We start from the raw sequence: 11,372 nt of genomic DNA, 5'->3' as shown, positions 1-11,372 counted from the left end.
ACATGAAGAGGTAAGAATCCCCCAGCAAAGGCGACCGCTAACGCTTCTCCAGCTTCAAAATCTCCGCTCCGCTGCTACCCGCCACTCGTGCAACATTTTGGTGGGGAGCAGCAGGTGGAGACCGCTCCGCCACTCGTGCAACATTTTGGTGGGAAGTAGCAGGTGGAGACCGCTGCGCGAAGGCTTTGGGCTTCCAATCGCTGTTGCAGTGGGATTCTTTTGCCATGTGTGTAGGGGAGCAAGATTTTATAATACGATAAAAGAAAGGGTGAAACGTGTGCTCAAGGTGCAACAGGTGAGCAAGTGGTATGAGGGCAACCGGGGCGTACATAAGCTGGATTTTGAAATGCAGCGCGGTGAAATTGTCGGTTTTTTGGGACCAAATGGTGCGGGGAAAACGACGACGATGCGCATGATTACGGGGTATCTCCAGCCGAACGAGGGAGTGATTACGATTGATGGCATCCCGATTCAGGATAAGGGCAGACAGGCTCGTTCCAAAATCGGTTATTTGCCGGAGACCCCGCCTTTGTATGGAGACATGTCCGTTCAATCCTATTTAAAATTTGTAGCCAGTATTCGGGACGTACCTGCGCGAGAGCAGAAGCTTCGTATTTCGGAGATGATTTCCCGTTTGGGGCTGAACGGGCGTGAAAAACAACTGGTTCGCAGTTTGTCCAAAGGGTATAAACAACGTTTGGGACTGGCGGGGGCGATTATTCATAACCCGGATTTGCTGGTGCTGGATGAACCAACCTCAGGCTTGGACCCTAATCAGATTTTGGAGATTCGTCAGCTTATTCAGGAGATTGGTGAAAATCATACGGTACTGCTCAGCACGCATATTTTGCCTGAGGTAGATGCTTTATGTAATCGGGTTCTCATCATCCATGAGGGTGAATTGGTGCTGGATGGGCGACCTGATGCACTCGGCGATTCGATGGAGGATGGATTTAAGGTAAAGGTCGAAGTCAAAGGAAATCGTGAGCAAGTGCTGAATGTCTTGCAGGCTTGGGGAAAAGTAGAGATCGAGCCATTAGCATCTGCCTTGCCTCAAGCAGATATGAAGCAGACTATAGGAGAGCAGGATTTGACTGAGGTGTTACTAACAGGCGCTTCCAATGAGGATTTCCGCGAGGAGCTGTTTTATGTGCTGTCTGAGGCGAAGCTTCCGATATTCGAGATGAAAAAAGAGATGCTTAGCCTGGAAAATATCTTCCAGCAGTTGACAACTCGCGAGACGGGGGCAGGTCAGGTCGGGGATCAAGCGGTTCATGATTTATCCTCCACGGAGAATACGGCATCCACAGACGTTAAGGCAGATCATGAAGAGTCTGCGTCCAGTGATGACAAGGCCGGAGAAGACAAGAATACAGGAGGTAATCAGTCATGAGGCGTTTGTTCGCGGTCTGTCAAAAAGAGCTGCAGGCCTATTTGTGGACACCCACGACGTATTTTGCGCTGGCGGTGTACATGCTGCTGACGGGGTTACTCTTTTATACGAATTTTGTCATGTATCAGCCGAGTATTCTGGACTATCGGTTAGTGCTTGGTGATACGCTGTCCATGCTGGTGTTTGTCGTTCCGCTGCTCACGATGCGCCTGGTTGCAGAGGAATTCAGGCAGGGGACAGATGAGCTGCTGCTAACCTCACCTGTAAGTGTGACGGAAATGATTATAGGTAAATTTTTGGCGTCGCTGGGTATGCTGCTCATTTTAGTGCTATGCAGTCTGGCGTATCCGGTGGTGATGTCCTTTTATGGGTCGCTGGACTGGACGCTGGTGTTTACATCTGTGATCGGTCTGTTTATGCTGGGCGCAGCCATGATGGCGATCGGCTTGTTCGCTTCGACGCTTTCACAGCATCAGATGATGTCAGCGGTTGTCAGTTTTATTATTTTACTCGTGTTTTGGATGCTGGATTCGTTTGGTGGACAAACGGGCGCAGCTGCAACGGTTCAGCAATGGCTGGAGCCTTTTTCACTAACTGCACGGTTTGACAGTTTCACCAAAGGATTGCTGAACGGAGCCGATGTGCTGTATTACGTGACGGTGGCGGCACTCTTTTTGCTGTTCAGCATCCAGGTCGTCGAACGGAAACGGTGGAGGTAATCACAATGAAAAAATGGCTGGGTCATACAAACAGTGTAGTGCTGTCGGTTGCTGCTGTAGGAATTTTTATTTTGTTGACGTTATTTCTGCGTTCGCTGGGAGGCTTTCAACTGGATTTGACGGCAGGCAAGCAGTATACGCTGTCTGACCAGACGTTAACGGCTATTCAGGGAGTGAAGGAAGACGTACGATTAATTGCTTTTACCGTATCGACTTCACAAAATCAGAAGCTGAACCGGGATGTTACGGATATGCTGAGCGAATACGCCAAGCGCAACAGCAAGCTCAAGGTCGAGCAATACGATCTGAATCAGGAACCGGTGCTGGCCAAGCAATATGGTGTTACCGCAGCATCTATTGTTTTGGTGCAGGGTGAAAAGAAACGGGTAATAGATATTGGGAGTCTGTTTACGCAAGCGCAGGGGAGTGGTGAAGGAGCATACCAGTTTACAGGTGAAGAAAAGCTGACCAGTGGACTGCTGGGGCTGTCCTCTACCCGTCAGGGGAAAGTTGTTTTTCTGACCGGACATGAGGAAATTCCTTTATCTCAAATGACCGAACTAAGCGGCTCATTGGCACAGGATAATGTAAAAACAGAAGAAGTACAGCTCAATCGGGCTGGCAGTGTGCCAAAAGGTGCATCCGTGTTGGCTATTGTCGGGCCACAGCGGGATATCAGCGCAACGGAGCTGAAGAGTATTCGCACGTACCTGAACGGTGGTGGAAAGCTTTTTATGGCGTTGGGCTTTCATCCGAACATGGAATCCGACTGGAAAAACCTTGACGCCCTGGCGGCTGATTATGGAGTGAAGGATACGCATGCGATTGTGGTGGATCAGGAGCAGACCAATACGCTCGGACCTTTATGGACAGTTCCTACCTTCGGTAGTCATGCGATCACCGATAAGCTGGCAGCTTCCAATCTGTACCCTGTTCTTTCGCTGTCTATTGCTTTACGGGCGGAGGAGCAAAAAAATTGGAAGACTACGTCTTTGCTACAATCTTCTGCTGCCAGCTATGGTGAAACGAATATTCAGGGGCTGCTGAACAACGAAACGCAGAAGGATGGCAAGGACCCGCAGGGGCCGCTTGATCTGGGTTACGCGGTGGACGGGAAAGACGGCAAGCCCAAAGCGGTGATTCTCGGAACGTCTGCGCTTCTAAGCGACACCGAGATCAGCACGGGAGGAAATCGGGATTTTGTGCTGAACAGTCTGAATTATGTGCAGGAACACTCGGATGGACTCACCATTCGGCCTCGTCAGGAGCAGGATTACAAGGTAGCCTATTTGACTCCCGCGCAAGCGAAAACGATATTGACCATATCCGTCATCGGATTGCCGTTGCTGTTCGCGGTAATCGGAATCTTATTATGGTGGAGGCGAAGAAGAGCATGAGAAAATGGATACCCACAGTGCTGCTGTTAGTTGTATTGGGTGCGGGTATAATCTATGCCAAGAGCCAAAACTTTTTTCGTGAACAAGCACCGGCGGCTCGCCAACTGGTTCAGACTACTCGGGAAGATATTGCGTCTTTTGCTATCACAGGGAAGGACGGCACAACGGTGGAGCTTACACAACGTGATGGCAAATGGAGCATGAGCAAGCCACAGTCTTACCCGTTAAACGGATATACAATAGACAATTGGTTGGCCGCGATTCTAGATGTGAAGCTGGGTGAAACGGTGGAATCTTCTCCCAAGGACGTAGCCAAGTACGGAATCAGCGCTACGGATGACCGAATAGAGATCAAGACCAAGAAGGGCGATGTGCATACCTATGCCTTTGGTGAAACGCTACCTTCGGGAGATGCTGCTTATGTTTTATCAGATAAAAAAGAGGTAGCTTCCGTACCTATAGATACACTTTCGGGATTGCTGCTGGGTACTGCTGATTTTACAGATACAACACCGTTCGACTGGGACGATACCAAGCTAAGCGGAATAGAGTGGGAGGGCCAGAAGGCCTCATGGATGCTCAAGTCCTCCGGTAACAGCAAAGCCGGAGACAGTGCTTCTACTTCCTGGACGCTGAACGGGAAGTCAATAGCCAGTGATACGGCGACCTCCTTGTCGCAGCAAATCAAAAACCTGGCTAGCAACCAATCCCTGCGCAAAGCCTCCGAGCTGAGCAAGCCTGTTCATCGCTTTACGCTGAGCGTATCGCTGGATCAGGATGATTCCGGGCTGGTCTATCAGGGCTGGACGCTTACCAATGACCCGGATACTGTATGGGTCGTACCCCCACAGAGCAACTGGGCTTATGGTCTGTCAGTGTCTGACGTGAATCGTATCGAACAAAATGGACACGATCAGGCTCAAACTAAAAAATGAGTTGATAACCCACTTATATGTATGAACCAAGAGGCTCCAACGGCGAATCATCGTCGGCTGGAGCCTCTTGGTGTTCGTTATTCATCAGGTTTGCTGCTTTTGGAAGAAGGGCTGCTGTTATCGTTTAATTCTTTCATGACCTGAATCAGCTCATGAAGCGAGAGATCCAGCTTATCCAATTTTTCTTCCATCGTGTGCAGGATGTGCCGCAATAAAATAAAACAAAGTCCAGCTGGAAAACCCACGTTGGTTACCAAAGAAAGAGCATCATCCATCTGCAATGTATTCCCTCCTTTTTTAGCCGTATATAATGAAGGTAAATTAAAAGAACCATATACAACTGTATGAAAAAATAGTATAATAAATAAGAACAAATGTTCTTTTTTTGGTTGTAAAATGTGTTCTCAAATTACCCTATAATATGAGGATTTCAAAGGGCCGAATCCAAAGAGAAAGGGTGATTTATCATAAGTGAATCTCAGCTAACATTGGTAGAACAATACCGGAAGAAGTTGTACCGGATTGCATGGAGGATTCAATATCGTGCGCGGGTACAAACCAATCATGAATTTGTAATGGAAAAGAACGAAGCCATCGGTACTCCATCTTTTTCAGACTCTGTAAACTCTAAAATGTTTACTCTACAGCTTATCAATTCTCTACCGTCTGAGATCGGTAAAACCATCATCTTTGACCTTTACATACTAGACAAAACCGAAGCACAGATTGCAGGAGAGCTAAAGCTATCTCAACAGGCGGTGAATAAATGGAAAAAGAAAATGCTCAAGGAATTATCTCGGATGCTGAGTTCATCCAACTGCTCAAATTAACACGAAGTGGGGATCAGGAGGCCATGTTCAGGATACTTCAATTGTTCGAGGAAGACATTCAGAAAACCAGCCGGTATATCCGCATGTCCCGTGAGGATGCTGTTCAAAGTATTGTGACTGATTTTATCGAAGAATTGCGGCAATAATTACAGAGGCAATAATTACAGATAGAAAAAAGGTGGACAATGGATATTATAAGCTTGCAAAGTCTGACGATCAGACATATGATAAAAAGCCTGAAATCGCTCATATGGGACTGCTTCCTGTCATGGACAGGCGCAGCCCTATATGATAAGGAGCGTTCTCAGGCTTTTAATATTTTAGAATAGATTAATTTACATACTTATTTCCGTCAGCGTCAATATAGATGGATTGAACTGCCGTGCGGCGGTAAGGATAGCCAGCCTCCGTGGTGCCACTAATTTCATAAGTTACGGAATAAAGACCGGTCTTGTCCGCTTTGGAAAGTTCGATTTGTCCGGTAGGGGTGACTGTCTTTTGCTGTAACGTCAAACCCTTGGGTGCTAAAGTGGTTCCTTGCTGCGGGTCACCGTAGTATTGAACCTGGTAGGTGACTTGTGTAACGCTGTTTGTGCTGTCTTTAGAATCTTGTGGTTCCAGATTCAGCTTCGGGCCGACTGCATTGAGCTTGTATTTTAGTTCAGGCACCTGAACGGCATGATAGCGAGCGATCAGGAGATACGCTCCTTGGTCAGCAAGCGTGGCGTTCAGTTTATAGGTACCCGGTTTTGGATTTTGAATGACAGCGTTATGATGCCAGGCACCAGCAAAAATTTCATTATCATAACCTGCTTTCAGATTAATGATCTCGCTGGTACCGTCAGGCTTGATCAGTTCAAGCTGATTTACACGTTTATCGCTGATCCAGTCCAGATCAATGGATTTGACACCATTTTCAACGGTGAGGATTTCGGAGGCTTTTCCATTATAGTCTCCGCCGCGGATAAAGTACGAATTGTCAATCTCGCTATAGGTGGATTGTAAAGCAGAAGCAGTCAGGGAAGATGCTGCTGAAAGTGCCTCAGCTTCCTGATTCAATGCTGGAGTGTTCGCTTGGAGGTAGGGTTGGGTCAGGGAGAAGACGTAGGAGCCGGTACGAACCTTGGCATGATCCCAGGGTCCGACTTTGACTACACGTCCACCGGGAAGCTTGGCATTGTCGACGGTGACCACTCCATCATTCTTACCAAAGGATGAGAGATAAAGTCCACCCAATATGTAGGAAGCGGTGCCGTCGGACCAGTTATCACCAGCAAACGTGAAGAATGGAATGGTAGTTGCGTTGCTGAGTGCATCAGTCTTGGATCGGAAATACTTCATATAAGATGTTTGTAAAGTAGAGGTGCCGGGATTCTGGGAGCCGATGATATCTGCCAGCCATCCGGCCCAGCTGCTGTAGGCGAGATCTGCAAGTTGTGAGCCATGATGAGGACTGCTGAGGGTGATGACACGTTGTACATAGGGGGCGGCTCCATTATATACGAGAGCGGTTTGAGTATCTACTCCACCTTTGCTGTGGGCGATGACGATGAGCTTTTTGCCAAAGTGATTACTAATGACCTTGATTTTGTCGGCTAGAAGCTTGCCATTGTCCCACATATCCTGTGAGGTGCCGTTGGCATCGTACAGATTAATGGTGGCCGTCTGGTATCCGGCGTCACGTGCGCGCTGAAGCATATCGTTGTTATTCTTGGTCCAGACTTCAGCGCTACTGTTCAAACCATGTACAAACAATAGTGCGGGCTTGGCAGGATCAACGCGATTAGGTGGCGGGCCTTCTGCCCAGCTTCCGGCGGCTTCTTTTGGGGGTTCAGGTGTAGTGGAGCCTGCAAAAGCGCCAACGGGGACAAGAGTGACAGATAATAAGAAAATAAGCATCAAAACGGTGATCTTTCTCAACCTTGGAATCCTCCTTTTGTAAAATAAAGTATTTTTCCCAACTCATTATACATGCCATCTTGTGGTAAATCATCAATTCTATTTCATATTTACATTAAAATTTTATTTTTTCAGTCATTTTTTAGTCAGGATATCCCTAGGATTCATGGCGCATGCTATTCTCGTCACACATTTTATATGTATGGAGGATGAGTTCATGCCAGGAACTAAGAAGATCATCAGTTTGACGATTTCTGCTGCTTTACTTGCCAGCATGGCTACTTTGACAGGGTGTGGGACTGCGAAAAACGTCCGTACGAACGCTACCCGCTATAACGTGCAAAGCACACGTCCTTTGGATGGTGTAAACCGTTATGGTGTGGATGGTGTGAACCGAATTGATGGTGTAAACCGTTATGGTATGGATGGTGTGAACCGAATTGATGGTGTGAACCGTTATGGGGTTAAGTCCAACGGTGTGGATGGGGTGCCATTGAACCCGAACACTAATGTTCCCGGACACCCAGTTCGTAATTTGCAAGTCGATCGCAATTTGTCCAAGCGTATAGCCGAGTTGCCGGATGTTAAATCTGCGACCGTACTGGTTGGTGATCGTCATGCTTATGTAGCGGTCTCCTTGAAGGACCATGCCAACGCAACTGGTGTGGGTACTCCAAGCGCCACAAGTACTCAGCATTACAGAAATGCACCGAGCGTGAGTGGCGTTAATGGTACGCGCGGGGGCTATACAACGGGTACCACTACGCCCGGAGTGACAGATGGGGTTACCGGATACGGAACACCTGCGCGTCGTGGTGACGGATTATACGGCACAATGGGTACAGGTTCTTATGGTATGATTCGTGGCTTGACGGACGGTACCCGCACGGATGGCACTACAGTTCAGGGTGCACGAACTGCGTATGAGCCTAGCACGTTGACCGAAGCGGTCAAAAGTAAAATTGCCCACAAGGTTAAGCAATTTGCGCCGTCGATTCAACAGGTGTATGTATCAGCCAACCCTGATTTTATCAAGCATAGCACCGACTTTGCACGCAGTGTGCAAAGTGGTCATCCGATCAAAGGAATGAGTACCCAATTGGTGGATATCATTCAACGCGTTTTTCCAACCCCTGCGGCTGGTACAAACCGTCCAATTACATCACCAACACGTCCACAAAATCATACACCTGCACCTATGAATTATCGCTAATTCACAACATATGTATAATGCCAAAAAAAGAGCTATCCATTTCGGCGAATGCGCCGACGGATAGCTTTTTGGTTTAGTGGAATGATATAAATTATTGGCGCACTCCTTTAATCCATACGCCTTGCAGATTTAGATCGGCATCCAGCAACAGGATGTCTGCTTGCTTGCCTGCTTCTAGCGATCCTGTCCGATCGTGAATGTTCAGGGATTGAGCCGGATTCAGGCTGGCCATTTGTGAGGCTTCGGGGATACTCAAGCCCACCTGTTGAACCAGAAAACGAAAGCCTTCAATCATGGTCAGTGTGCTTCCCGCCAAGGTGACTCCATCCTCCAGTCGTGCCACACCATCCTGCACGATTACTGGCAGATCACCGAGCGTGTAGTGTCCATCTTCCAGCCCGGTGGCAGACATGGCATCAGTAATCAAAATGAGATTATGATTCTGCTTTAACTTGGCGAGTAGAGAAATGGCGGCAGGATGCACGTGAATGCCGTCCGCGATGACCTCTGCTTCAATGCGCGGATCAACAAGTACCGCTCCAGCGGCTCCCGGCTTGCGGTGATGTAGCGGAGTCATGGCATTGAACACATGCACGGCATGGTTCAGGCCCGCCGCCGCTGCCTGCTCCACCTCTTCATATGTGGCATCCGTATGACCCAGAGCGGCAGTAATACCGTGGCTGCGCAGCCACGTAATCAGTTCCAGCGCGCCTTCCCGTTCGGGCGCAAGCGTAAGTTGGCGAACAAGGCCTGGGTAGCGCTGCTCCCATTCTGCCATCCACGCGAGATTCGGAGGCACGATGTGTTGCGGGTTTTGTGCTCCCGGCCAGTTCGGACTAATGAACGGGCCTTCCAGATGCACGCCCTCCAACTGTGCATGGGGCATAGGCTGTGCCATATAGGCGTGAACCTCACCCAGCACCCGGTCAATGCGCTCCTTGGGTGCGGTCATCGTGGTAGCCAGCATGGCGGTCGTTCCTTGCGAGCCGTGAAAGGAGGTAATCGTATCCAGTACTCTTGGATTGGAGTCCATAAAATCCTCGCCATTACCGCCGTGAACATGAATATCAATAAAGCCGGGCAGCAGATAGCCGCCTTCCAGACGAACCATGCTTGCTGATCCAGCTGTACCATCTGTACGACTTGCCTTGTCTACGAATGTCCAATCCGCAGGCAAATCCTCCTCTGAACCCGCATATACAATGGATTGCCCCTGAATGATGACAACCCCTTTTTCAATCATGTCGTTCCCGACGACGACCTGTCCATACAGCAGCTGAGTTATACTGCCACTCGATTCATCTGAGTTCAATTAAACCAACCTCCTGCTTCCTGATCCAGTAATATAAGCACGTTGGGATGGCATTGCAGCAGGGAAGCCGGACATTCTGTCGTGACGGGTCCAGTTAAAGCCTGCTTTATAATGTCAGCCTTATCTGCACCAAAAGCCACCAGAACAATTTGCTTCGCCTTTAAAATCGTGCCTACTCCCATCGTAATTGCTTGCTTGGGTACAGCGTCTATATGGCCAAAAAATCGGGCATTTGCCGTACGCGTCCTTTCTTCCAAATCGACAATATGTGTGGACCCAGTCAAGCTGCGACCGGGTTCGTTAAAGCCGATATGACCATTATGACCAATGCCGAGCAATTGGAGATCCACGTGCCCATGATCCAGAATGGCTTGCTCGTGTGCTGCACATTCTGCTGCCAAATCCATTGCATTCCCGTCAGGTACGCGCGTATGGGCGATGGGAATGTCGATATGCTGGAACAGGTGTTCATTCATAAATCTGCGATAACTCTGCGGGTGATCCTGGGAAAGGCCGACATATTCATCAAGATTGACAGCAAAGGCTCGTGCAAAGCTGACCTGTCCCTTGCGGTACATATTTGCAAGATGTTGGTAAATACCAATAGGCGTACTACCGGTGGCTAGACCAAGCATGGCCTGCGGTTTGGTTAGCAGCAAGCCGGATATCACAGCGGCGGCAGTAGCGTTCAGGTCTTCACGGCTGTTAAAAATGCGTATGTTCATCTTAGTGGCCCCCTGGTTGTTTTTTGAGCTTGCTCACTTGTTGATATGAACCTTCCAATCTCGGAATATATTTGTCAAAATCTGCGCTCACCATACCTGTAAACAGGATATCTATGATATGAAGCTGGGCGATACGGGACGCCATATCTCCTCGCCGCATTCCTTCCTCCAGCGAAGAGGAGAACAGAGCAATATCTGAAATACCCGCCAGCGTGTTGTTGCCGAAGGAGGTCAGGGATAGTGTCCTGGCTCCCTGCTCCTTTGCGCAGCGCAGAGCTGCGATCGTCTCCTGGGTTTCCCCCGAGTAGGAGACAGCAAAGGCGACATCTCCCGACCCGAGCGAGGAAGCAGAGGTGATCTGCATATGCGAATCAGCGAAGGCGGTGCTATTTTTGCCAATACGAATGAGCTTCTGGTAAAAATCCTGCGCCACAATCGAGGATGTCGCCATCCCGTACAAATCAATGCGGTTTGTGGCTGATAGCCACGTAATGGCTTGCTCCAGCTTGTCGAAATCCAGCAGCCGAGTTGTGTCCGCAATAGATGCCGTATGGTTTGCCTGAATAGCCTGCACGATACGGGAAAGTGAATTCCCGGCAACAATGTCCTGGTAGGATTCTTCACCATTACGATTTGAATGGGACAGCTCGGCGGCCAGCTTCATTTTGAAATCAGGATAGCCTTTAAAATGTAGTGATTTGCAAAACCGTGTAACGGTCGCCGCACTCACACCACAACGCTCTGACAGTTCCCGAATACCCAGGTGCAGCACGTCTTCCGGGGATTGCAGAATGGATTCCGCCAGCCTGCGCTCTTGTACGGGGAGCTGCTCCAGTCTATGGGCTAATGTATGAAGGATAGGGGACATGAGCTGCGCTCCTTTGGCTGTAAAATGCTTTGATGAAAAAAAATATCGTTATATCTAACGAAATAAAGAAAAACATTTTCG

At 48.8% G+C, this 11,372-nt stretch carries 13 protein-coding genes; 7 read left to right on the top strand and 6 right to left on the bottom strand.

Translation table 11 applies throughout. The features are described 5' to 3' along the window. Positions 1–37: 37 nt before the first annotated feature. Positions 38–226 (bottom strand): hypothetical protein, encoded by a 189-nt coding sequence (locus BAZ21_RS28480; protein WP_141694966.1) that lies wholly within the window; start codon positions 224–226, stop codon positions 38–40. 51 nt (positions 227–277) lie between these two features. On the opposite strand from BAZ21_RS28480, the gene BAZ21_RS11800 reads away from it, so the two are divergent. The 4 genes from BAZ21_RS11800 to BAZ21_RS11785 are packed head-to-tail and all read left to right on the top strand — an operon-like array spanning position 278 to position 4,444. Then, the gene (locus tag BAZ21_RS11800; protein ID WP_068500933.1) at positions 278–1,393 is read left to right on the top strand and encodes an ABC transporter ATP-binding protein; all 1,116 of its coding nucleotides are present in this window, start codon (positions 278–280) and stop codon (positions 1,391–1,393) included. Then, positions 1,390–2,112: an ABC transporter permease gene (locus BAZ21_RS11795; RefSeq protein ID WP_068500381.1), complete on the top strand. Its 723-nt coding sequence runs from the start codon at positions 1,390–1,392 to the stop codon at positions 2,110–2,112. Before BAZ21_RS11800 ends, BAZ21_RS11795 begins: the two co-directional genes overlap by 4 nt. 5 nt (positions 2,113–2,117) lie before the next feature. Continuing rightward, a complete protein-coding gene (locus BAZ21_RS11790; protein WP_068500379.1) occupies positions 2,118–3,509 on the top strand; it encodes a GldG family protein in 1,392 nt (463 codons plus the stop codon). Beyond that, complete coding sequence (locus BAZ21_RS11785; protein WP_068500377.1) at positions 3,506–4,444, top strand: DUF4340 domain-containing protein; 939 nt, start codon at positions 3,506–3,508, stop codon at positions 4,442–4,444. The genes BAZ21_RS11790 and BAZ21_RS11785 overlap by 4 nt, the downstream gene beginning before the upstream one ends. Before the next feature lie 77 nt (positions 4,445–4,521). On the opposite strand, the gene BAZ21_RS11780 is transcribed toward BAZ21_RS11785, so the two are convergent. Continuing rightward, on the bottom strand, positions 4,522–4,725 hold the full coding sequence (locus BAZ21_RS11780) for a hypothetical protein (RefSeq protein ID WP_068500375.1): 204 nt from the start codon (positions 4,723–4,725) through the stop codon (positions 4,522–4,524). A 186-nt stretch (positions 4,726–4,911) separates the two neighbouring features. On the opposite strand from BAZ21_RS11780, the gene BAZ21_RS30100 reads away from it, so the two are divergent. Continuing rightward, entirely contained in the window at positions 4,912–5,274 is a 363-nt protein-coding gene (locus BAZ21_RS30100) for a hypothetical protein (RefSeq protein ID WP_084011599.1), read from the top strand. Then, positions 5,211–5,420: a helix-turn-helix domain-containing protein gene (locus BAZ21_RS11775; protein ID WP_068500372.1), complete on the top strand. Its 210-nt coding sequence runs from the start codon at positions 5,211–5,213 to the stop codon at positions 5,418–5,420. The genes BAZ21_RS30100 and BAZ21_RS11775 overlap by 64 nt, the downstream gene beginning before the upstream one ends. A gap of 184 nt (positions 5,421–5,604) precedes the next feature. Here BAZ21_RS11775 and BAZ21_RS11770 read toward each other — a convergent pair whose 3' ends face one another. Beyond that, positions 5,605–7,194: an esterase/lipase family protein gene (locus BAZ21_RS11770; protein ID WP_068500368.1), complete on the bottom strand. Its 1,590-nt coding sequence runs from the start codon at positions 7,192–7,194 to the stop codon at positions 5,605–5,607. 196 nt (positions 7,195–7,390) lie between these two features. Here BAZ21_RS11770 and BAZ21_RS11765 point away from each other — a divergent pair, with 196 nt between their 5' ends. Then, positions 7,391–8,386 carry a YhcN/YlaJ family sporulation lipoprotein gene (locus BAZ21_RS11765; protein ID WP_068500364.1) on the top strand — a complete coding sequence of 332 codons (996 nt, stop codon included), beginning with the start codon at positions 7,391–7,393 and terminating at the stop codon, positions 8,384–8,386. 91 nt (positions 8,387–8,477) lie between these two features. Here BAZ21_RS11765 and nagA read toward each other — a convergent pair whose 3' ends face one another. Genes nagA through BAZ21_RS11750 form a run of 3 tightly spaced genes read right to left on the bottom strand, consistent with a single transcriptional unit; the run spans position 8,478 to position 11,291 of the window. Further along, the gene (gene nagA, locus BAZ21_RS11760) at positions 8,478–9,698 is read right to left on the bottom strand and encodes an N-acetylglucosamine-6-phosphate deacetylase (protein ID WP_068500361.1); all 1,221 of its coding nucleotides are present in this window, start codon (positions 9,696–9,698) and stop codon (positions 8,478–8,480) included. Next, entirely contained in the window at positions 9,695–10,423 is a 729-nt protein-coding gene (nagB, locus tag BAZ21_RS11755) for a glucosamine-6-phosphate deaminase (protein ID WP_068500358.1), read from the bottom strand. Before nagB ends, nagA begins: the two co-directional genes overlap by 4 nt. A gap of 1 nt (position 10,424) precedes the next feature. Next, positions 10,425–11,291 carry a MurR/RpiR family transcriptional regulator gene (locus BAZ21_RS11750; RefSeq protein ID WP_068500355.1) on the bottom strand — a complete coding sequence of 289 codons (867 nt, stop codon included), beginning with the start codon at positions 11,289–11,291 and terminating at the stop codon, positions 10,425–10,427. Between the last annotated feature and the right edge of the window lie 81 nt (positions 11,292–11,372).

The sequence above is a fragment of the Paenibacillus kribbensis genome (assembly GCF_001705305.1).
GTDB classification, from domain to species: Bacteria; Bacillota; Bacilli; order Paenibacillales; family Paenibacillaceae; genus Paenibacillus; species Paenibacillus kribbensis_B.
Note: the sequence above shows the minus strand (reverse complement) of the source record. Positions and strands in the feature narration are given on the sequence as shown.

Bases quoted from the DNA above. Each gene is read 5' to 3' on its own strand.
- BAZ21_RS28480 (WP_141694966.1), bottom strand. From the start codon at position 226: ATGGCAAAAGAATCCCACTGCAACAGCGATTGGAAGCCCAAAGCCTTC.
- BAZ21_RS11795 (WP_068500381.1), top strand. From the start codon at position 1,390: ATGAGGCGTTTGTTCGCGGTCTGTCAAAAAGAGCTGCAGGCCTATTTG.
- BAZ21_RS11790 (WP_068500379.1), top strand. From the start codon at position 2,118: ATGAAAAAATGGCTGGGTCATACAAACAGTGTAGTGCTGTCGGTTGCT.
- BAZ21_RS11785 (WP_068500377.1), top strand. From the start codon at position 3,506: ATGAGAAAATGGATACCCACAGTGCTGCTGTTAGTTGTATTGGGTGCG.
- BAZ21_RS11775 (WP_068500372.1), top strand. From the start codon at position 5,211: ATGGAAAAAGAAAATGCTCAAGGAATTATCTCGGATGCTGAGTTCATC.
- BAZ21_RS11765 (WP_068500364.1), top strand. From the start codon at position 7,391: ATGCCAGGAACTAAGAAGATCATCAGTTTGACGATTTCTGCTGCTTTA.
- nagB (WP_068500358.1), bottom strand. From the start codon at position 10,423: ATGAACATACGCATTTTTAACAGCCGTGAAGACCTGAACGCTACTGCC.
- BAZ21_RS11750 (WP_068500355.1), bottom strand. From the start codon at position 11,291: ATGTCCCCTATCCTTCATACATTAGCCCATAGACTGGAGCAGCTCCCC.